Source organism: Comamonas sp. A7-5 (assembly GCF_039581385.1).
Taxonomy (GTDB): domain Bacteria; phylum Pseudomonadota; class Gammaproteobacteria; order Burkholderiales; family Burkholderiaceae_C; genus Comamonas; species Comamonas thiooxydans.
Genome location: NZ_JBCPWO010000010.1, coordinates 1 through 20,883, shown reverse-complemented (window position 1 = coordinate 20,883; position 20,883 = coordinate 1). Strand labels below are relative to the sequence as shown.

General features: G+C 61.9%; 16 protein-coding genes. 5 read left to right on the top strand and 11 right to left on the bottom strand.

All coding sequences use genetic code 11. From position 1 onward, the window contains the following. Positions 1-178: 178 nt before the first annotated feature. The 3 genes from AAIL67_RS16955 to AAIL67_RS16945 all read left to right on the top strand — a co-directional run bounded on the left by AAIL67_RS16955 (position 179) and on the right by AAIL67_RS16945 (position 4,099). Positions 179-2,395, top strand: a complete 2,217-nt coding sequence (locus tag AAIL67_RS16955) for a TonB-dependent siderophore receptor (RefSeq protein WP_052052653.1) — start codon at positions 179-181, stop codon at positions 2,393-2,395. Between the two features lie 49 nt (positions 2,396-2,444). Continuing rightward, positions 2,445-3,560: a PepSY-associated TM helix domain-containing protein gene (locus AAIL67_RS16950; protein WP_034378427.1), complete on the top strand. Its 1,116-nt coding sequence runs from the start codon at positions 2,445-2,447 to the stop codon at positions 3,558-3,560. Positions 3,561-3,709: 149 nt separating this feature from the next. Beyond that, the gene (locus AAIL67_RS16945) at positions 3,710-4,099 is read left to right on the top strand and encodes a VOC family protein (RefSeq protein WP_034378428.1); all 390 of its coding nucleotides are present in this window, start codon (positions 3,710-3,712) and stop codon (positions 4,097-4,099) included. Positions 4,100-4,171: 72 nt separating this feature from the next. On the opposite strand, the gene AAIL67_RS16940 is transcribed toward AAIL67_RS16945, so the two are convergent. From AAIL67_RS16940 to AAIL67_RS16910, 7 genes are all read right to left on the bottom strand, one after another. Then, positions 4,172-7,093, bottom strand: coding sequence for an aconitate hydratase (locus AAIL67_RS16940; protein ID WP_034407471.1), 2,922 nt, complete (start codon positions 7,091-7,093; stop codon positions 4,172-4,174). A 167-nt stretch (positions 7,094-7,260) separates the two neighbouring features. After that, positions 7,261-8,400 carry a CoA transferase gene (locus AAIL67_RS16935; protein ID WP_343484433.1) on the bottom strand — a complete coding sequence of 380 codons (1,140 nt, stop codon included), beginning with the start codon at positions 8,398-8,400 and terminating at the stop codon, positions 7,261-7,263. A gap of 92 nt (positions 8,401-8,492) precedes the next feature. Next, complete coding sequence (locus AAIL67_RS16930) at positions 8,493-9,500, bottom strand: tripartite tricarboxylate transporter substrate binding protein (protein ID WP_343484432.1); 1,008 nt, start codon at positions 9,498-9,500, stop codon at positions 8,493-8,495. A 29-nt stretch (positions 9,501-9,529) separates the two neighbouring features. Further along, positions 9,530-10,708 (bottom strand): M20 aminoacylase family protein, encoded by a 1,179-nt coding sequence (locus AAIL67_RS16925; protein WP_343484431.1) that lies wholly within the window; start codon positions 10,706-10,708, stop codon positions 9,530-9,532. Positions 10,709-10,875: 167 nt separating this feature from the next. Beyond that, a complete protein-coding gene (locus tag AAIL67_RS16920; RefSeq protein ID WP_343484430.1) occupies positions 10,876-11,859 on the bottom strand; it encodes a tripartite tricarboxylate transporter substrate binding protein in 984 nt (327 codons plus the stop codon). A gap of 41 nt (positions 11,860-11,900) precedes the next feature. Then, positions 11,901-12,896: a tripartite tricarboxylate transporter substrate binding protein gene (locus AAIL67_RS16915; protein WP_034378437.1), complete on the bottom strand. Its 996-nt coding sequence runs from the start codon at positions 12,894-12,896 to the stop codon at positions 11,901-11,903. Between the two features lie 94 nt (positions 12,897-12,990). Continuing rightward, entirely contained in the window at positions 12,991-14,688 is a 1,698-nt protein-coding gene (locus tag AAIL67_RS16910) for an acyl-CoA dehydrogenase family protein (protein ID WP_343484429.1), read from the bottom strand. Positions 14,689-14,939: 251 nt separating this feature from the next. Between AAIL67_RS16910 and AAIL67_RS16905 the strand changes: the two genes are divergently transcribed. Beyond that, positions 14,940-15,827, top strand: a complete 888-nt coding sequence (locus AAIL67_RS16905; RefSeq protein WP_034378439.1) for a LysR family transcriptional regulator — start codon at positions 14,940-14,942, stop codon at positions 15,825-15,827. A 157-nt stretch (positions 15,828-15,984) separates the two neighbouring features. On the opposite strand, the gene AAIL67_RS16900 is transcribed toward AAIL67_RS16905, so the two are convergent. The 4 genes from AAIL67_RS16900 to AAIL67_RS16885 all read right to left on the bottom strand — a co-directional run bounded on the left by AAIL67_RS16900 (position 15,985) and on the right by AAIL67_RS16885 (position 20,103). Next, positions 15,985-16,719 carry an aspartate/glutamate racemase family protein gene (locus AAIL67_RS16900; protein ID WP_034378442.1) on the bottom strand — a complete coding sequence of 245 codons (735 nt, stop codon included), beginning with the start codon at positions 16,717-16,719 and terminating at the stop codon, positions 15,985-15,987. An 18-nt stretch (positions 16,720-16,737) separates the two neighbouring features. Beyond that, complete coding sequence (locus tag AAIL67_RS16895) at positions 16,738-18,273, bottom strand: NCS1 family nucleobase:cation symporter-1 (protein WP_343484428.1); 1,536 nt, start codon at positions 18,271-18,273, stop codon at positions 16,738-16,740. A 540-nt stretch (positions 18,274-18,813) separates the two neighbouring features. Next, positions 18,814-19,086 (bottom strand): hypothetical protein, encoded by a 273-nt coding sequence (locus AAIL67_RS16890; RefSeq protein WP_156507139.1) that lies wholly within the window; start codon positions 19,084-19,086, stop codon positions 18,814-18,816. Positions 19,087-19,401: 315 nt separating this feature from the next. Further along, positions 19,402-20,103, bottom strand: coding sequence for a GntR family transcriptional regulator (locus AAIL67_RS16885; RefSeq protein ID WP_003077729.1), 702 nt, complete (start codon positions 20,101-20,103; stop codon positions 19,402-19,404). Positions 20,104-20,385: 282 nt separating this feature from the next. Here AAIL67_RS16885 and AAIL67_RS16880 point away from each other — a divergent pair. After that, positions 20,386-20,883 (top strand): GntR family transcriptional regulator (locus tag AAIL67_RS16880; RefSeq protein WP_343484427.1); only part of this gene is annotated, 498 nt, incomplete at its 3' end.

Genomic DNA, 20,883 nt, shown 5'->3' with positions numbered 1-20,883 from the left:
CTCAACATAACCACATACAGCCAAATGACAGCCATTCTCATTAATATCTGCGCCTGCCAATAAACGCCACATAGCCCCCTCCGGCCCCGACTGAAGACAAGAGATGCCGCCAGCGCAAGGCTGGGGCAGCGCGCTGTTCATGCCAGCCAGGTGCTGTGTGCACTCCCCTACAACACCCATGGCTAACCTCCATCTTTCCGACTCCCCCGCTTTTCGCCTGAGCAGCGCCGCCGCTGCCGTTGCCGCAGCCCTTGGCGTGCTCGCCAGCCCCGTTCATGCACAGACGGCCAGCGCCGCCGCTGCCGAGGCCGCCCTGGACTCGGTCACCGTCACCGGCAACTGGCTGGATGGCGACATGTCCAGCGCCGAGAAGGTGCTGGAGCATCCAGGCGCCCGCACCATCGTCGAGCGCGAGCGCATTCAGGAAAGCGGCGCGGCCACCTTGCGCGAAGCGCTGCGCCTGGTGCCCGGTGTGCAGGTTCAGGACAGCAACGGCACCGGCGGCAGCGATATCTCTCTGAACCTGAGCGTGCGCGGTCTGACCGCGCGCCTGTCGCCACGCTCCTATGTGCTGCAGGACGGCGTGCCCGTTTCCTACGCTCCTTACGGTCAGCCCCAGCTGTCGCTGGCGCCCGTGGCGCTGGGCAATCTGGACTCCATCGACGTGGTGCGCGGCGCAGGCTCGGTGCGCTACGGCCCGCAGAACGTAGGTGGCATCATCAACTTCACGACGCGTGCCATTCCAAAGACCTTTGCGGCCGAAGCCTCCATCGGCACCGAGATCTACAGCCACGGCGGCAACGTGAAGACCACGCCCAGCTTCTTTGTGGGCGGCACCAACGAGTCGGGCCTGGGCCTGGCCGTGCTGTATTCGGGCACGCACGGCAAGGGCTGGCGCAGCAGCAACGACAAGACCGACATCGACGATCTGCTGGTCAAGGGCAGCTACAAGCTCAGCAACAACAGCAGCATTTCCGCTTCGCTGCACCACTTCGAGGGCAAGGGCCAGATGCCCGGCGGTCTGACCACGGCCCAGTACGCCGCCGACCCGTTCCAGAGCACGCGCAACTATGACCAGTTCACGGGCCGCCGCACCGACGGCTCGCTCAAGTACAGCTACAAGGACGGTCGCAACAACTTCGAAGTGCTCAGCTACTACGTGGACTCCTTCCGCGGCAGCTATATCGAACGCGACGCCACCGGCGCCAATGCCGGCAAGCGCAGCCTCACGGCCGCACCGCGCGACTACAGCTACTACGGCGTGGAGCCGCGCTACTCGCGCATTTTCGAGACCGGCTCCGTGGTGCAGGAAGTCAGCGTGGGCTATCGCTATCTGAAGGAAAAGAGCTCAGAAACGGCGCTGGCCACTTCCGGCTTCTATGTGCCCGGCCAGGTCGATGCCATGGCCCTGCCGCTGAACACCACCCAGACCAGCCAGGGCGGCACCACGGCCAATGCCTTCTATATCGACAACCGCATCGATGTGGGCAACTGGACCATCACGCCCGGCGTGCGCTACGAGCGCATCCGCTCCTTCAACAATGTGGTGGACTACAAGGGCGCGACCGCAGCGGCCATCTACCCGACGGCGGCCGCCAACGAACTGCTGCCCACGCTGTCGGTGCTCTACCGCGTCGACAGCCACTGGTCGGTGTTCGCCAATGCCGGCAAGTCCTTCGGGCCCCAGCAGTACGCACAGCTGGCCCAGTCGTCCAACAACCAGCTCTATCCCGAATCGGCCAAGACCTATGAGCTGGGCACGCACTACAAGAGCGACACCTGGAATGGCGAGCTGACGCTGTTCAATATCGACTTCAACAAGGAGCTGTTCCTGGACCGCCCGGGCGACGGCACCGGCAACGGCATCTGGACCGATCTGGGTGCCACGCGCCACCGTGGTCTGGAATCGGCGCTGCGCTATGACTTCGGCAAGAACTACCCGGCACTCAAGGGCCTGTCGCTGGGCATGAGCTATACCTTCACCCAGGCCACCAGCCAGGCCGGTCCCTTCGCAGGCCGCGACCTGCCGCTTTATTCGCGCCACACGGCCGGCCTGTCGGCACGTTATGCGATGGAGCGCTGGACCTTCAATGCCGATCTGAACGCCCAGTCCAAGCAACGCTCGCCCGGCACGCCCGGCACCAGCGCCAAGCCCAATCCCTACATCACGCAGGAAGACGCCAATGGCAATCTGGGCGATATCCCGGGCTTTGCCATCCTGGGCCTGCGCACCAGCTACCAGGCCGGCAAGGAGCTGAACAATCTGCGCCTGACCGTGGGCATGAAGAACGTGTTTGACCGCCGCTACTTCACCCGCTCCACCGACAACAACGGCGGTGGCAAATACGTGGGCATGCCACGCACCCTGTACGTTCAGGCCACCCTGCCGTTCTAAGCGGCGGCCCCGCGAGCCCACCTCGCGGGGCATCACACCATCACGCGCAATGACTTCGCTACGTTCTCTGTGGCTGCGGCTGCATCGCTGGTTTGCCCTGGGCCTGGGCTGGATTCTGATTCTGGCCGGGCTCACCGGCACCCTGCTCATCATCGGCCAGCCGCTGGACCGCATGGCGCACCCCGAGCTGTTCCAGGCCCGCACGACGCATGCGCAGCAGGCCGCAGCACTGACGCCGATACTGGCAAGAGTCCATGAGGAGTTCGGCAGCAAAGCCACTCTGCGCTTCCGGCTGCCTCAGGAGACACAGGACAGCCTGTGGCTGCGCGTTCAGGCTGCGGACTGGCGCGGCACCATTTACCTGGACCCCTTCACCGGAGCGGAGCAGGGCCGCCGCGGCGAGACCGAGGGCTTTGTCAACACGCTGTTCAAGCTGCACAGCACCTTGCTGCTGGACGCCAACGGCAAGGCCATACTGGCCTGGACCACCCTGGCCTACGTGCTGCTGCTGCTGACGGGCGTCATTCTCTGGTGGCCCAAGCGCTGGCCGGGCAACTGGCGCATAGAACTCAATAAAAGCCTGGTGCGTGCCCTGTTCGACATGCACCGCATCGGCGGCGTGATCATGGGCCTGCTGATAGCGGTGTCGGTCGTCACCGGTGCCTATATGGCATGGCGACCGCTGGGCGACTGGCTCAATGTGCTCAGCAGCAGCACGGCAGTCAAGCCACCCAAGCTGCCCGCACTGGCTGCGCAAGGCGCCGCCCAAGCGCTGCCAGCCGATGTGGATGCCATGCTGGCCTCGGCCCGCGCGGCCATGCCCGATGCCCAGGCCAGCTTCGTGCAGCTGCCGCCCAATGCCAAGCAGGCAGTACGCATCCGCTTTCGCGCCCCCGGTGAACCGCACCCCAACGGCATCAGCTCGGTATGGCTGGACCCGCGCAATGGTGCCGTGCTGGACGTCAGACGCTGGAATGAACTCGACCCCGGCGCTGCGGCGGTGGCCGTGGCCTATCCGCTGCACACGGGCGAGCTGGGTGGCGTACTGATGGAAATCCTGGCCGGCCTCAACGGCCTGGTGCTGGGCGGCTTGGGCATCAGCGGAATCTGGCTCTGGTGGCACCGCCGCAAGGCCAGAAAGCTTGCCGCCCAGAGAAAGCCCTGAGAGTGCGGGCCGGCGCCCGGCAGCCCGCGCCCGGCCCTTGCCCCATGTTCCAGGCTCGAAGCCCCTGTTAAGGGCCGGGTCTGCTTGCATCACAGCCTCTGCTGCCTCAGCATCTGGACTTCCACCGATGAGCAGACAAGGAGCTGAAGATGGCTATGAATCCCGTTGGCTGGTTCGAGATCTACGTGCAGGACATGTCGCGCGCCAGGAGCTTCTACGAAGCCGTGCTGGGCTGTCGGCTGCAAGCGCTGGCCATGCCGGAAGGCGGCGAGCACCCCGACATGGAGATGTGGGCCTTTCCAGGACAGCCGGATAACGCTGGTGCCACCGGAGCGCTGGTCCGCATGCCGGAATGCCCCTCTGGCGGCGGCGGCACGCTGGTCTATTTCGTCTGTGAAGACTGCGCCGAGCAGGCCGCCCGCGTCGCACGCAACGGCGGCAGCCTGCACCGCGACAAAGTCTCCATAGGCCCTTATGGATTTATTGCCCTGGCCATCGATACCGAAGGCAATATGTTCGGCCTGCACTCGATGAAATAGGGCTCGCGCCAGCCCACGAAAAAGGCCTGCCTCCGAGGAGGACAGGCCTTTTTACCTGGCAAGCTGGCGCAATCAGGCCAGCAACTGCCTCAGCACATAGGGCAGGATGCCGCCATGGCGGTAGTAGTCCACCTCGATGGGGGTATCGATGCGCAGCTTCACGGTCACGGTTTTCTTGCTGCCATCGGGCCTGGTGATCACCAACTGGGCATCGCTTTGCGGCGCCAGGTCGGCGGCCGGGATCACATCGATGAACTCCTCGCCCGTCAGACCCAGGGTTTGCCAGCTGTCATTGCCCTTGAACTGCAGCGGCAACACGCCCATGCCCACCAGATTGGAGCGGTGAATGCGCTCGAAGCTGCGCGCCACCACGGCCTTGATGCCCAGCAGTTGCGTGCCCTTGGCCGCCCAGTCGCGGCTGGAGCCCGTGCCGTATTCCTCGCCTGCCAGCACCACCGTGGCACGGCCCGCGGCCTGGTATTTCATGGCCGCGTCGTAAATGGCCATCTTCTCGGCCCGGCCATGGTCGTCGCGGAACAGGGTGACACCGCCCTCCTCGCGCGAGCCGTCGCCTGCGGCGGGGATCATCAGATTCTTGATACGCACATTGGCAAAAGTGCCGCGCATCATCACCTCATGGTTGCCCCGGCGCGAGCCATAGCTGTTGAAGTCGGCCTTGTGCACGCCATGCTCGAGCAACCACTTGCCTGCCGGCGAAGACTCCTTGATGGAGCCTGCGGGCGAGATATGGTCGGTGGTGATGGAGTCACCGAACAAGGCCATGATGCGAGCACCGTGCACCGCACTGGAGTTAGAGCCTTTCTGACCTGCAGCGCTGGCCCCGTCTTCGGGTGGTGCTTTCAAATCCAGAGCGAAGTCGGCAAAAAACGGCGGCTCGGCGATATAGGTGCTCTCGGGCCAGGTATAGGTGGCGCCCGTCACACCCCGAATCTTTTCCCAGAGCTTGCCCGGCTCACTGGCCACCTGCTCGTAATTGCTGCGGAAGGCCTTGCCGTTCATGGCGAACTTGAGCAGCTCCTGAATTTCCTCGCTGCTGGGCCAGATGTCGCCCAGATACACATCCTTGCCGCCCTTGCCCTTGCCCACGGGCTCGGTCATCAGGTCCTTGCGCACCGTGCCGGCAATCGCGTAAGCCACCACCAGCGGAGGGCTGGCCAGGAAGTTGGCCTTGATATTGGGGTGAATGCGAGCCTCGAAATTGCGGTTGCCCGAGAGCACGGCCGAGCAGACCAGATTGTTCTGCGTGATGACGGCATTGATCTCGGGGGTGAGATCACCGGCATTGCCGATGCAGGTGGTGCAGCCGTAGCCTGCCAGCGCAAAGCCCAGTTTTTCCAGGTAGGGCAGCAAGCCCGCCTCGGTCAGATAGCGGGTGACCAGGCGAGAGCCCGGGGCCAGCGAGGTCTTGATATGCGGCTTGACCTTGAGGCCTGCCTGCACCGCCTTCTTGGCCAGCAGGCCCGCCGCCAGCATGACGCTGGGGTTGGAGGTATTGGTGCAGCTGGTGATGGCTGCAATCAGCACATCGCCGCTGCCGATATCGAAGCTCTTTTCCGGCGCTGCAACCGCATGGCTGGCATCAGCAGCAATCGCACTGGCCTCGACCTTACCTGTCTCGGGTGTGTTGCTCACCATCTCGGCCTTGTTGCGCTCCGCACCGGCCGACAGGGGTTTGCTCTCGGGCTGCAAGGCCTCGGGACCATCGGGGCTCACCACGTGGCGACGCGCCAGCTGATCGGCTGGGAGATTGAAGCCATTCTGGGCCACGGGAGCGCTGAACAGCTCGTCGAACTGCCCGGCCACATGGCCGATCTCGATGCGGTCCTGCGGGCGCTTGGGCCCGGCCAGACTCGGTGCCACCTTGCCCAGATCCAGCTTGACCACATGCGAGTAGTCGATTTCGCCGGCCTTGGGCACGCCAAACAGCTGCTGGGCCTTGAAGTAGGCTTCGAAGGCCTGAATCTCGCTCTTGGTACGTCCCGTTCCCTTGAAGTACTCGATGGTCTTTTCATCGACTGGGAAGAAGCCCATGGTCGCCCCATATTCAGGGGCCATATTGCCGATGGTGGCGCGATCCGGCAGGGACAGGCTGCGCGTTCCTTCGCCAAAGAACTCGACGAACTTCCCGACCACTTTTTCCTTGCGCAGCAGCTCCGTGACGGTGAGCACCAGATCGGTGGCCGTCACGCCTTCGCGCAACTGCCCAGTCAACTCGAAGCCCACCACATCAGGCGTGAGGAAGTACACGGGCTGGCCCAGCATGGCCGCCTCGGCCTCGATGCCGCCCACACCCCAGGCCACCACGCCTATGCCGTTGATCATGGTGGTATGGCTGTCGGTGCCGACCAGGGTGTCGGGGTAGTACACCGCCTCGCCCTTGCCGCTCCTGGCCTTGTGCACGCCGCGCGCCAGGTATTCCAGATTGACCTGGTGCACGATGCCGAAGCCCGGCGGCACGACACCGAAGGTGTCGAAGGCCTGCATGCCCCATTTCATGAACTGGTAGCGCTCCTGGTTGCGCTGGAACTCCAGCTTCATGTTCAAGTCCAGCGCCTTCTTGGTGCCGAAGTAGTCCACCATGATGGAGTGGTCCACAACCAGGTCCACGGGCACCAGCGGCTCGATGGACTTGGGCTTCTTGCCCAGCTTGGCAGCGGTGCTGCGCATCGCGGCCAGATCGGCCAGCAAGGGCACGCCGGTGAAGTCCTGCAGCACCACGCGCGCGACGACAAACGGAATCTCGTCGACCCGCTCGGCCTTGGGTTGCCAGCGCGCCAGCTGCGCCACATGCTCCTCGGTGATCTTGTTGCCGTCACAGTTGCGCAGCACCGATTCGAGCACGATACGAATCGAGACAGGCAGGCGCTTGATCTCCGGGAACTGCTTGGCCAGGGCCGGCAAGGAATAGAACTTGCCCTTCTTGCCCTCGGCCAGTTCAAAGGACTTCAGGGTTTTGGCAAAAGCATGCGACATCGTGAGACTCTCCATGGACAGAACACAGGGAAAACGCTTTTGCATTCCATTGTGCACACAATGCCCGTGAAAAGGGTGGGACAGGGCGCCGGCAACGCAAACCGGCTCACATGGGCGCAAGAAAAGAAAGCCCGCACGGGGCGGGCTGGAGTCGCGCCGAAGCAAGCTCAGGCGCCGGCGTCCGGCAGAAACTCCTCTCCTTCGCTCAAGGGCGCAAAGCGGTAGCTGGCCGGCGTGCGGCTGAGCTTGACCGGAGCGCCCAGCCCCTGGTATTGGCCCATCGTCACCACCATCTCGCGGTGTACGGTATGCGGGTGCTCAAGCGCCTGAGCTACATCGAGCACCGGCGCGGCAGGCACGCCGATGGCCATCAGCTCGTCGGCAAGCCTCACGCCATCAAGCGGTGCAAACGCCTGCTCGAGCAAGGGCTTGAGTTCGGCACGATGGACGGAGCGCTGGCCTGCGGTGGCAAAGCGCTCGTCCTGCGCCAGTCCCTCCTGCCCGACATGCTGGCACAGCAAACGGAACTGCCTGTCGTTGCCCACGGCCAGAAAGATGGGTGCACCGCCCGTGCTGAGCACGTCATAGGGATAGATATTGGGATGTGCATTGCCCGAACGCTGCGGCACCTTGCGCCCCATGAACCAGTTGGCCGCATGGGGGTGGAGCAGCGACAGCCCGGAGTCGTAGAGCGAAGCATCCACCAGTTGCCCCTGTCCGCTGCGCCCCCGCTCGTGCAGGGCCAGCAGCACGCCTATCGTGGCATTCAGCCCGGTCACCATGTCCACCACCGGCAGGCCCACGCGCAGCGGGTCGCCGTCGGCTTCGCCGTTGATGCTCATGATGCCGGCCATGGCCTGGATGGCGGCGTCGTAGCCGGGCAGGCTTCCCAGAGGGCCGTCGGCGCCGAAGCCCGTGACGCGGCACCAGATCAGATGCGGCAGCTCTTCGCGCATCTGCTCATAGCCTATGCCCCATTTCTCCATGGTGCCGACCTTGAAGTTCTCCACCACCACATCAGCCTCGGCCATCAAGGCGCGCACGCGCTGCTGGCCTTCGGGCGCGGACAGGTCGAGAAACTGGAGGCGCTTGTTGCGGTTCAAGCCGAAGTAGTAGGAGGCCACGCCGTCGCGAAACGGAGGCCCCCAGGTGCGGGTGTCATCGCCCTGCGGCGGCTCCACCTTGAGCACATCGGCGCCATGGTCGCCCAGTATCTGGCCGCAGAACGGCCCGCCGAGAATGCGTGACAGATCAAGCACCTTGACGCCCTGCAGGGCTCCGGCGCCAATCGTGGCTGGATTGTGCATGTTTCACTTTCCGACAGAATGCGGGCCCATGGCCTGCGTGTTGATCAAAGATTGCTCGTGGGCTTGCACCGCCAGTCGCGGCAGCCCATGTCTCAGGCCAGAGGCTTTCGGCCCACGCTGCGCACCAGCGCGCTCAGGCGCTGATGGATGGCATGGAAGCTCTGGTCCGCCTCTAGCTGCGAGGCAACAGGCTGGCGCAGGTGCTTGCCCTCCAGTTCCAGCTTGGCGCGGATTTCCGGATTCACCAGCGCCTGCCCTATGGCACTGCGCAGCGCGGCCACGCGGTCGGCAGGGGTGCCCTTTTTCACGAAGTAGCCAGCGCTGACCGTGTATTCGAAGTCGGGGCTGAGGCGGCTTTGCGATATCAGCGGCACATGGGTCAGCTCCTTGGGCAAGACCTTGGAAAAGCTGGTCAGAATCTTCAGGCGCCCCTGCTTGGCCATGCCTTCGAAGCTTGCCTGATAAGGCAGGATGGCGAAGTCCACCTGCCCTCCTGCCAGGTCCTGCAGGGCCGGCGCGCCGCCCTTGTAGGGCACATGCAAAAACGGCAGCCTCAGTCTGGCTGCGAGAGCATCGCCCATGAGGTTGTACATGGAGTCCACTCCCACCGTGCCATAGGTCAGCGGGCCGTTCTTGCTGGCGCGTGCATATTCAATGAACTCGTCATAGCTGTTGACCGGCAACCCGCTCTTGACCATGAGCACTATGGGCGACTCCGTCGTGGGAGCGGCCAGCGTGAAGTCCCCCGGCTTGTAGCGCGCTGCCGTATTAAGCATAGGTGCCAGGAAGATCTCGTTGGCCGAACCATGGAAGAACATATAGCCGTCTGCAGGCGCGTTGAGCACCTTGGCTGCGGCAATCAGGCCCGTTCCGCCGCCCAGGTTCTCCACCACCACCTGCTGCCTGATGCTGCGGCCTATGGATTCGGCAAAGATGCGCGCCGCCACATCGCTGGCCCCGCCTGCGGGAAAAGGCACCATGAGAATCAGTGGCTTGGCAGGAAATCTTTCTGCAGCCCGGACCCAGCTCGAACCTGCCGCCAGGGCAGCCGTCTGCCACAGCGTGTGCCGCATAAAGCCGCGGCGGTTCCATGTGTTCATCTCTTCTCTCCCGTTCAGGGTGCGACCGCTCAGGCCAGATAGCTTTGCACCAAGTGAGTCCAGAAGGCCGCGCCTATGGGCAGGGCCTTGTCGTTGAAGTCGTACAGCGGGTTGTGCACCATGCAGCCTCCGTCCTCGCCCACGCCGTTGCCCAGCCGGATATAGGCGCCGGGGCGCTTTTGCAGCATGTAGGCAAAGTCTTCGCTGCCCATGGTCGGCGTGCGCTCGCCCACCTTGTCCTCACCCAGCAGGCGTATGGCCACCTGCCGCGCGTATTCGGTCTGGGCTTCGCAATTCACGAGCACCGGGTACTTGTGCACGTAGTCGATGTCGCAGCTGAGCTGATAGCTCTCGGCCTGGGCCTGCACAAAGGCCTTGATGCGCTTTTCCACCCAGCTGCGCACGTCCGGGTGCAGGGCCCGCACGCCGATCTTGAGCACGGCGCTTTCAGGCACGATGTTGAAAACCTCGCCGGCCTGGATGGAACCCACCGTGATCACGGCCGCCTGCTGGGCATCGATCTCGCGCGTGATGATGGACTGCAGACCCAGCACTATGCTGGCCGCGCACTGCATGCTGTCTATGCCGTGATGCGGCATGGCGCCATGAGCACTGCGCCCGCGCAGCGTAACGGTCACGCGGTCGAACGATGCCATGGCCGGTCCCTGGCTGATGGCCATCCGGCCCACGGGCAAACCCGGTGCGTTGTGAAGCGCATAGATCTCGTCGCAGGGAAACAGCTCGAACAGCCCCTCGTCCACCATGCGCATGGCACCGCCTTCGTTCTCCTCGGCCGGCTGGAAGATCAGGTTCAGCGTACCGTTGAAATCGAGCTTCTCGGCGACGTACTTTGCCGCGCACAGCAGGATGGCTGTATGTCCGTCATGGCCGCAGGCATGCATTTTCCCGGGCAGGCGGCTGGCGTAGTCCAGGCCTGTTCTTTCATGGATAGGCAAGGCATCCATGTCCGCGCGTATGCCCAGCGACTTGCTGCCCGAGCCCTTTTTGAGCACGCCGACCACACCGGTCACGCCCAGGCCCCGGTGCACGGCATAGCCCCAGCGAGCCAGGGATGCGGCCACCATGTCGCTGGTACGCGTTTCTTCGAAAGCCAGTTCGGGATGAGCATGGATGCTGCGGCGGATCTCCACGAACTCGGCTGCAACGGACTGCAGTTGGGCGAGCAGAAGGGAAGTTGAAGGTGTCATGGTATGGATAGGTGAAATACCCGGCTCATGCCTTGCATGGGCTCTCGGGCAGTGGCAGGCAGTGCGAAACAGTGTCCTCCTCACGGCCGAGGTGAGGAGTTTCGAAAAGTTCTAACACGTCCAACCTTCGATGGCATGCCTGCGCTTGGGCCCAAGCGACAGGGCCATCAGTCAAGCTTCACGCCGGCCTTTTGCACCACCTCGCTCCATTTGTCGAGTTCGCTCTTCACGAAGCCGGCCAGATAGGCGGGCTTGGCATCCGCGCCGCGCTCCAGGCCCTGGGCCGCAAAGGCTTTCTTCACATTCTCGGAATCCAGCGCTTTGGCATAGGCCTGATTGAGCAGCTCCACCCGCTCCACCGGCATGCTCTTGGGACCGACCACGCCAAAGAACACGCTCACGTCATAGCCGGTCAGCCCCTGCTCGGCGATCGTGGGGATCTGGGGCATGGCACTGGAGCGCCTGGACGTGGCCACGCCCAGGGCCTTGACCTTGCCGGCCTTGATATAAGGCATGGCCGTGAGGATGTCGGTGAAAGTCATGTCCACCTGACCGGCCAGCAGGTCGTTAAGTGCCGGCCCCGTGCCCCTGTAGGGCACATGCTGCAGCTGGGTGCCGGCCAGACCGTTGAACAGCACACCCGCCAGATGGGATGAAGCGCCATTGCCCGAAGACGCGAAATTGAGCTTGCCGGGCTTGCTCTTTTCCAGCGCGATCAGCTCCTTGACGTTGCTGACGCCCAAGTCCGGCCGAACCACCAGCACATTGGGCAGATAGCCCACGTAGATGATGGGCGTGAAGCTGGTGCGCGGGTCGTAGCTGATGGACTTGTACAGCGGCTTGTTGATGGCCAGCGGACCCGAAGTACCGAACATCAGCGTATAGCCGTCAGGCTTGGCACGTGCCACGAAGTCCGCTCCGATATTGCCGCCGGCGCCGGCCTTGTTCTCCACGATCACGCTCTGGCCCAGCTCCTTGGTCAGCTCGGTCGCCAGAATGCGTGCCATGGCATCGGTAGGGCCGCCGGGCGGAAACGGCACGATGAACGTGATGGGGCGTGTCGGATACTTCTCCTGGGCAAGCGCGGGCAGTGCCGCCGACAGGGCGGCGGATGCCATCAGGCCCAGCGCTGCGCGTCTGGCTTTATGCATGTCTGTCTCCTTGGAAGGGTGTTGCCGATGAACCGGCAAAATCACTGCGGGGTGCCGCCGGCAACGGCCTTGAAGCGCTCCATGCGCGTCTTCTCGCGTGCGTAGGCGCTCCTCGCGTACTGCTCGAACTCTTGCGGGCTGCGGTAGTTCAACGGCTGATTGAGTTGTTCGAGGATCTTGCGCCCCTGTGCCGACTCCAGCGCCGCCCTGAAGGCGTCATGAATGATGCGCAGCCGCGCCGGCGCCAGGCCGGCAGGGGCGGCAATGCCATAGGGCGACTCGATCACCGCGTCCACGCCCAGCTCTCTCAAAGTGGGCACTTGGGGGAACTGCGGAACACGGCTGGACGTGAACATTGCCAGGTAGCGCAATCGGCCCGACTGGATATGCTGGGAGGCTACGCCGGAGAGCACGCCCGCATCGATGTGGCCGCCCAGCAGATCGCTGGCCTGCTCCGAATCTCCCTTGTAGGGCACGCGATTGAGCTGCAGGCCCGTGGACTGCACCAGCTCGCTCAGTACGATGCTGGGCGTTTGCACCGGACCGGCCGCACCGACGGAGATCTGGCCGGGACGCCTGCTCGCATCTTCGGCAAACTCCTTCCAGCTCTTCCACGGCGCTTCCCTGCGCACAGCCAGCCCGAAGGTGTAGTCGGTCATACCGATCACGTAGCTCAGCTTCAAGGGGTCGAAGCTCACCCGGTTCAGATACGGTTCGCGATAGACACTGGCAGGCAGCACCGCCAGGGTGTAGCCATCCGGCTGAGCGCGCGCCAGCTCCACCGCGCCAAACGTGCCGTTGGCGCCTGGCTTGTTCTCTATGACCACCAGTTGCCCCAGCAACTGCGAGGCTTGCTGTGCCACCACCCGCAAATGCGCGTCCGTCGGTCCGCCGGCGCCATAGGGCACCACCAGGCGTATCGGCCGAGCCGGATAGGAGTCACCCTGAGCCTGTGCGGCCGAATGGGCTGCCGCCAACAGCACTGCTCCCGAGGCTGCGGCCAGCAGCCGTCGGCGCTCTCTTGCGTGATTGCGCATATTTGTCTCCTTGCAGAAATAATCCGAGAGCCGATAACGCCTTTTCACGAAGCGTTTCAGCCGTTTCTTCTACTTATTTCAAGGCCGCCGGCAATCACTCCAGCCACTGCGCCGGCACGGCAGCCGCATCGTCCAGCGGATCGCGTGGCAGCACACGGTGCAGCAGCACCAGTTGCGACAGGCGCAGGCGCTCGTTTGATCCGGTCTGTGCGGCTTCCCAGGCCATGGCGATGGCCGTGGTGCAGTTGTAGAGCGCTGTGGCGGCCTGGCGGGCCAGCACTTCGCCGCCGTCCCGAGCGGCCCTGTCGGCCAGGATGCTGGCGCGGGCCAATGCATCTTCCAGCGCCTGGCGGTAACCGGGCACCAGGCGGGCATGATCGAGCAAGCCATGTAGATACTGCTGCAGCACAGGTAACGAGCCTTCGCGCTTGATGGCGCGGATCACGTCCAGCGCCACGATATTGCTTGTACCTTCCCAGATGGAGCCCAGGTGGGCATCGCGCACCAGACGCGGATCGCTCCACTCCTCGATATAGCCGCAGCCGCCGCGCACTTCCATCGCATCACCAGTGACCTTGCGTGCATCGCGGCAGGCGCGAAACTTGATCAGCGGCGTCAGAATGCGCAGCAGCGCATAGGCATCCGGCTGGCCCGCGTCGGAGCGCATCAGCGTCTGCGCGGTCTGGAACACCATGGTGCGCGCCTGTTCGGCGGGCACGCGCAGCTTGTCGAGCTGGCGCTGCATCAGCGGCATCTGCTCCAGGCGCTTGCCAAAGGCAATGCGTTCATGGGCGATGAATTCGGCCTCGGCCACAGCACGGCGCATCATGCCGGCGGAACGCACACCGTTGGACAAGCGCGAGTTGTTGACCATGTCGGCCATCTGCACAAAGCCCCGGCCTTGCTGGCCCACGAGATAGGCCACGGCGCCGTCCATGCGGATCTCGCCGCTGGCCATGGACTTGGTGCCCAGCTTGTCCTTGAGACGGATGATGCGATAACGGTTGGTGCTGCCATCGTCCAGGGAACGCGGCAGCAGAAACAGCGAGATGCCCTTCATGCCCGGCGCCCCGCCCTCCACACGAGCCAGCACCATGGCGAACTCGGCATCGGGGTTGGAACAGAACCACTTGTCGCCGGTGAGAAGCCATGAGCCGTCGGCCTGCGGGGCGGCCAGAGTCAGCGTGCCCGCGATGTCCGAGCCTGCGGCCTGCTCGGTCATGAACATCGCGCCCTGGGCCTGGTTCTCCCAATCCAGTGAGAGCAGCTGAGGCAAATACTTGTCCACCAGCTCGGGGGAGCCGTACTTCTTGAGCGTGCGCGTCAGCGAATCGGTCATGGACAACGGGCAGCACAGACCGAACTCGGACTGCACGAACAGAAAGGTCAGTGCGTACTTGACGATGGGCGGCATCTTGCCGCTCCAGCCCAGCATGTCTTCCCGGTGAGAAATGGCTTGCAGGCCGAACTCTCCGTAGGCGATGCGCTCAAGCTCTTCATAGGCTGGATGCTTGATGATGCGCTGGCTGTCCTGGCCGGCGCGGCTGCGGTGCTCGAGCGTGGGCGGATTCCTGTCGGCCATGCCGGCCAGCTCGTCGATGCGCCCACCGGCCAACTCGCCCATGCGCTGCAGATAGGGCTGCAGATGGGCCAGCAGATCGGCTGGCAGATAAAGCGCCAGCAGCGACTGCAACTCAGGATCGGTGGCATAGAAATTGGCACCGTGGCGATCAGGCACGGGATGGGCAGCCTGGGCCACGGCATGCATCTGGCTCTTATCGTTGGCGGACATGAACGTCTCCTGCTGAATTCGAATATCCCCTGAGGAGCTGAGCACCCTCTCATTGGAAAGAGGACGACAACCTCGCTACAGGGCTTACCTTGCTTGCCGTCTCTGGGTTCGGCCATGACGAATTCAGGCGGTATGTACCGCACACAAAGCCGGCAATTGAGGCAAGGACTGCCACGAATTTCAGCACCCTCATATATTCACGTCAAATATTATTAAAATCTTTCTCAATACTTTTTAAATATCAATAAATCATGGAACTGAGGTTGCTGCACTACTTCGTCACCCTCGCCGAAGAGCTTCATTTCAGCCGTGCGGCGCAGCGGCTGTCGATCTCCCAGCCCCCGCTGTCCGTGGCCATCAAGCAGCTGGAGCAGGAACTGCAGGCCCAGTTGTTCGAGCGCAGCAGCAAGGGCGTACGGCTGACTGCGGCCGGTGAACATTTGCTGGACAAGGCACGCCAGCTATTGGCCCTGAGTCAGCAGGCCGCACAGGAAACGCGCGACGTGGCCCAGGGCACGCGCGGCCATCTGCGCCTGGGCTTCGTGGGGTCGAGCCTGTACCGCGGCTTGCCACAGGCGCTGGAACGATTCCAGCACGACCACCCCCTGGTGCGCGTGGACATGCTTGAGGCCAACAGCGCAGAGCAAATCCTGGACCTGCAGCAAATGCGGCTGGACATGGCCCTGGTCCACTCCATACAGCCGCCCGAAGGAATTGCCAGCCGGCTGCTGATGGAAGAGCCTTTCGTGGTCTGCCTGCCCGACCGCCACCCGCTGCAGGCCAGCGCCGCCATCGATCTGGCCGAACTCAAAAACGACCGTCTGATCCTGTTCTCCAGCCTGGTCTCGCCTACCTATCACCAGCGCATCTACGAGATGTGCCTGGCCCATGGCTTTGCACCCGAAGTACGCCACGAGGTACGGCACTGGCTGTCGGTGATCTCGCTGGTTTCGCTGGGTCAGGGCGTGGCACTGGTGCCCCAGGCGCTGACGCGCGTGGGCATGCCGCGCCTGGTGTTCCGTCCGCTCAAAGGCTCGCACCCATCATCAGAGATGCTGGCCATGTGGCGTCGTACGCCGGCCAATCCTCTGGTGCAGGCATTGCTAGCCTGCCTGCAGCAGGCCGTGACGGAGCTATGACGCCAGGTCAGGCCTGATCATCGCTGACCGGCAGGCCTGCCCGGATCTACTTCAACGCTTCACTGCCGAGTTCTTCGAAATCGCATTGACCGCCCACAATGAACTCTTATCTGAATGGAAATAAGAGGCCAGGACGATTGACACCGCTCCGGGAAATTCATCCTGCGACTTGGCTCACGAATGGGAAGCCGGTCACGCGCTTGGCTCGGGGGGGAGCGTAGGTACGGACCTTGGAGGTGCTCAGGCCCAGGCGCACCAGCGACTCGGCAATGGTCACGGCCGCAGCTACTCCATCGACCACTGGTACACCGGTCAGTTCACGGATCCTGGCATCCAGTTCGGCCATGCCTCCGCAGCCGAGGCAAATGACTTCAGCATGGTCTTCGCTGACGGCAAGTCCCGCTTGACGAACAATCGCTTCCACCGCGCGCTCGGGTTGAGTCTCCAACTCCAGCACAGCCATGCCGCTGGCGCGAACCGATGCACAGCGTTCGTCCAGGCCAGCGAGCTTGAGTCGGTCCTCGATCAATGGCACAGCACGATCCAGCGTCGTGACCACCGAGTATTTGTGGCCCAGGAACATGGCCGCAGTGGCCGCCGCCTCGGTGATGTCCACAACGGGAACGTCCAGCAACTCCTGCAGGCCCTCGCGGCCATGTTCACCGTAGCCGGCTTGAATGACTGCATCAAAGGGTTGTCCATAGCTCATCACGGCGTCCATGACGCCGACCGCGGCAAGATAGCTCTCAAAATTCCCCTCGACCGATTCGGCACCAAAGCGCGGGGTCAGCGCGACTATCTCTGTTCCAGGCGCAGCAACTTTCCGAGCTTGCATGCCAATGGCATGGGTCATCGACTCAGTGGTGTTCACGTTCACGATCAGAATGCGCATGATTTTCAACTTTCTTTCTCAGTGTTTGGCGGAGGCTACGGAGATGGCTTCGCCATCCTGGTCTTCGTAGGTGAGCCCTTTCGGTGCAACCATCCAATAGAACAGGGCACCAAGTCCGGCTGCGATGAACCAGGAGAACTGGGACAGTGATTGCAGCGTCGGCAGGAATGCAAAGAGCAGCGAGATCAGGGATGAAGGAATCAGAGCCTGAATTGCCTTGGGGTTGATGCCATTTCGGTAGTGATAGGGGCCTGCGGGGTCCTGCGTATAGAGCGCCGGCACGTTCACGCGCTGCTTGCGGATCAGCCAGTAGTCGGCCATCACGATGCCGAACAGCGGTCCCAGAAATGAACCCAGCCCTCCCAGGAAGTAGACGATGACCAGTGGAGAGTTGTAGAGATTCCAGGGCAGGATCACGAAACCGAGAACTGCACTGACAAGAGCTGCCCGGCGGAAGTTCAGATGCCTGGGCATGAGGTTTGCCAACGCCAGGGCCGGAGCCACGAAATTTGCCATCAGGTTCACGGCGATGGTCAAAATCAGCAGCGAAAGACTCGCCAGAATCAACAGTGGCTTGTTGGGAATGTTCTGGACGATGTCGGTCGGGCTTTGAATCAGCGTGCCATCGATGGCCAGTTGTCCCCCTGTCAGAATGACGACGATCAAACCGAAGATCAGCATATTGATCGGAATGCCCCAGAAATTGCCTTTCACCACAGCGCTGCTTGAGGTAGCTGCCCGTGTGAAATCACAGAAGTTCAGCACGAAGGTGCCATAGATAGCAACCCACAGTGACGCTGCGCCCAGGATTTGCAGCCACATGGTTCCGCCGCTGCTTTCAAAAGGGGCAGACCAGTGCAGAGTCCACTTGGCGCTGTAGAAGATCCATCCTGCCAGGGCAATGAAAGTCAACAGAATTACAGGCCCGGCAAAGGCCTCGTACTTTCGGATGCTCTCCATGCCCCAGCAGGCAATGAGCACCTGCACAATCCACAAGATGGAAAAGCTAAGCCAGCCCAGCAATGGCAGGCCCAGCACGATTTGCTCTTTCAGCGACTGCAAGCCGGGAAACAGCGTGATCAGCATCACGTCGAGGACCATGGATGCCAGATAGGTTTGAATGCCGAACCAGGCAATAGCGACTCCGCCGCGGATCAATGCAGGAATCTGCGCACCGCGTGTGCCAAAGCTGATGCGGCTCATCACCGGAAATGGGATCCCTGTACGGGTCCCCATAAAGCCCGAGAGGGACAGCAGCACGAATAGAAATGCCGCACCCAGCAAAAGCGCCATCAGGATCTGATGCCCTCCCAGCCCAAGTGTAAAAAGACCGATGGCAAACGCGTAGTTGCCGAGGCTGTGTACATCGTTGGCCCAAAGAGTGAACAGGCTGTAGCTCCCCCAGGTACGCCCCTCTTTCGAGGTAGGTGCCAGATCGTGGTTGTACAGCGCCGGAGAAACTCCGGCCGGCAAGCCTTTATCTCGCTTTGGGCTGGTGGTGTTGGCCCCCGAGGTTAGTGACTCACCATGGGTGTCCAGTACTAGGTTGTTCATATGCCGCCTTCCATCAGGGTGCTCCGTGGAGCCCCTTTGCCATGACCTCATTTCGGCTGAGCGGGTCATGCTTGTCTACCGTTATTAGCGGCTACGGGCGACGCAGGCCTGCAGCCATGTTTTCGCTGCTGAAGAGCTGTGATGCTTATGAAGCGAATCGAATCTGCCTCATGTCCACTGCTTCAGCAAGCTTGTCCAGAAATGCTTTGAACACATCGCTGACATGCATGCAATGTATACAAGACATGAATTCAAGATGCTAGTAGGAACCCTGGTTCTATCGGCCAGAGATATTGGTTCGATGGAGTCCTCAGATGGGAGGACAAACGGTCAGTAGCAGGCGCAGCAAGCCCTGGCGTGCATTTCTGCCCTGGGCGAGGTGCTGAAACCTACACTTTGATCATGGCTGTTTTGCGTAGATACCCATCTATGAACCTCTCCACGATCCCCGCTGAGCAAAGCCAGGTTGCTGTGCGTATCAAGGGGCTATAGAAAGTACTCTCGAAGTCACACACCGGAATGAGTACCAGTAGTCACTGGTCAGTTGTTGCAAAGCCGGCATTCAGCCCGCGTCCATCGCAGCAATATTGCTCGCCAACGAGCAATCGGCGCTGATGCTCCCATGGCTTTGAGATCAGTTGGAATGCAGGGCAAGACCTTGGCAGCTGCATTCACCAATGCGTGGCGGCAGTCGAGATAGATGGATAGTCCATTCGGCAGTAATGCGAAGACGAGCGCTTTGTTGCGATCGGTGGCATTGGCGATGCTTGCTGGAAGACCATTCCACGCTGCGATGGCTATCCATGTGGTCATGGCCCTCTTGAAACCGTGACGGCGTCCATCTGCAACGCGAGCCATTCCAAGTCCTGGTCGAGGAACTGGCGCAGCGCCGGTGCCATGATCACCATGGACCGAGGCGGCTCCTTGATGAATGCTGCCGGGTACGATCAGCGAACGCGCAAGTCATCACCGGCACAGATGGCGAGCTCAATCGCTCCCTGGTAGGGGCAAGCGCTTCAAGCCTCAATATTGGCTCGCCGCAAAGTGCTGGGAGCTCGAGATCAGCGACGCGGCCTGGCGGCTCAACCAGGCTGGGTCCCGCCAAGGCCCCCGTCGGCTTTGAAACGCCTATTTAGCTGAGGACGAATCTTCAGGAGCCAGAATGGAGCGGAGTCGGTTGCGTGCTCCGCGACGACCGATCAGGCTTTCATCAAGGCGCGATGCCAATGCATCAATGTGAGCAATCATTAATTGTTCAGCCCGCAAATTGTCTCCATCTGCCAGCGCCTCAACAATGGCGGCATGATCGTCATTGAAGACTCTGGCCTCAGTCTTCGATTGGTATAGATCTGAAATCAGAGTTGTTCGCGCCGAGAGATCGACCATCATGGAGGTCAGGAACCGATTGCCGAGACACTCTGCCAAGCAAATATGAAAGTCGGCCAGCAGCCAGCTGCGGGCTTCTGCGTCCCCACAGGCAATGGCTTTGCGCTCTTCGGCGATGTGCTTGCGCAGGCGTTTCAGTGTTGCCTGCAAGGGTTGACCAGCGTCACGCAGCATGCCCGGCTCAACGACGCGCCTCGCTGCATAGGTTTCCTGAGCCTCCTCAAACGAAGGCTCTGCAACATACCAGCCAACCCTGGAGCGGACCTCCACAAAACCCCGGGTCTGAAGGTGCATCAATGCCTCGCGGACCAGGGTTCGACTGACCTGAAACAAGTCCGCAATGTCTTGTTCACCAAGTTTCTCTCCCGGACGGAGCTTGGCTGTCAGGATCGACTCTATGAGACGCTCGGCGATCTTGGTTTTGGTGATGACTGGAGTACTCATTAAATTGATTTTATGCGACCGAGCTGTTACCAAGTGGAGGATCGGAAGAGTCAATAAATTCGGCCACGCCCGCAATAGCCGCTGATAAATCTTGCGTTCCAGAGAGCATGTGGCAGAGCTGGCTGAAGGAGGAGCGTAAGTTAAATACGCCTGGCGGGCTATTCATCTTTCTTCTCCTGCGATTGCCTCAGGAAGCGCCCGATACGCCTTAAGGGAGAACACCTAGCTTTTCCACAATCAATGTTGTATACAAGTGTTGAGTTCAAGATTTATGATGAAGCAATGGAAACCTCACTCACTTGGTCCATTGCAGAAAGTCTGACCAAAGCAATTGTTGAACATCGACTGATGCCAGGCACCAAGTTGCCGGAACAGAAGCTGGCCAATCATTTTGGTGTTTCCCGCACGCTGGTTCGCCAGGCTTTGTTTCAGGCATCACAGAACCGGCTGATCAAGCTCGAGCCCACGCGCGGTGCCTTTGTGGCCACGCCCTCGGTTGAAGAAGCGCGCCAGGTCTTCGCTGTGCGTCGCATGCTCGAAGCCGAAATGGTGCGCAATTTTGCCGCTCAGCAGACACCCTCCCGCTTGCTGGAGCTCAAAGCGCATGTAGCAGCCGAGAAGAAGGCCATGGAAGCCAATGACGTGGGCCAGTGCACCGAGCTGCTGGGCGACTTCCACGTGCGCATGGCCGAGCTCATGGGCAACGAGGTGCTGGCTCAGCTGCTGGGCGAGCTTATTTCCCGCTGCGCATTGATCACCCTGATGTACCAGTCTGCATCG

Coding starts and splice junctions, on each gene's coding strand:
- AAIL67_RS16890 (WP_156507139.1), bottom strand. CDS start 19,086: ATGACCACATGGATAGCCATCGCAGCGTGGAATGGTCTTCCAGCAAGC.
- AAIL67_RS16915 (WP_034378437.1), bottom strand. CDS start 12,896: ATGCGCAATCACGCAAGAGAGCGCCGACGGCTGCTGGCCGCAGCCTCG.
- AAIL67_RS16910 (WP_343484429.1), bottom strand. CDS start 14,688: ATGTCCGCCAACGATAAGAGCCAGATGCATGCCGTGGCCCAGGCTGCC.
- AAIL67_RS16895 (WP_343484428.1), bottom strand. CDS start 18,273: ATGAACAACCTAGTACTGGACACCCATGGTGAGTCACTAACCTCGGGG.
- AAIL67_RS16900 (WP_034378442.1), bottom strand. CDS start 16,719: ATGCGCATTCTGATCGTGAACGTGAACACCACTGAGTCGATGACCCAT.
- AAIL67_RS16950 (WP_034378427.1), top strand. CDS start 2,445: ATGACTTCGCTACGTTCTCTGTGGCTGCGGCTGCATCGCTGGTTTGCC.
- AAIL67_RS16930 (WP_343484432.1), bottom strand. CDS start 9,500: ATGAACACATGGAACCGCCGCGGCTTTATGCGGCACACGCTGTGGCAG.
- AAIL67_RS16920 (WP_343484430.1), bottom strand. CDS start 11,859: ATGCATAAAGCCAGACGCGCAGCGCTGGGCCTGATGGCATCCGCCGCC.
- AAIL67_RS16905 (WP_034378439.1), top strand. CDS start 14,940: ATGGAACTGAGGTTGCTGCACTACTTCGTCACCCTCGCCGAAGAGCTT.
- AAIL67_RS16940 (WP_034407471.1), bottom strand. CDS start 7,093: ATGTCGCATGCTTTTGCCAAAACCCTGAAGTCCTTTGAACTGGCCGAG.
- AAIL67_RS16925 (WP_343484431.1), bottom strand. CDS start 10,708: ATGACACCTTCAACTTCCCTTCTGCTCGCCCAACTGCAGTCCGTTGCA.
- AAIL67_RS16935 (WP_343484433.1), bottom strand. CDS start 8,400: ATGCACAATCCAGCCACGATTGGCGCCGGAGCCCTGCAGGGCGTCAAG.
- AAIL67_RS16955 (WP_052052653.1), top strand. CDS start 179: ATGGCTAACCTCCATCTTTCCGACTCCCCCGCTTTTCGCCTGAGCAGC.
- AAIL67_RS16885 (WP_003077729.1), bottom strand. CDS start 20,103: ATGAGTACTCCAGTCATCACCAAAACCAAGATCGCCGAGCGTCTCATA.
- AAIL67_RS16945 (WP_034378428.1), top strand. CDS start 3,710: ATGGCTATGAATCCCGTTGGCTGGTTCGAGATCTACGTGCAGGACATG.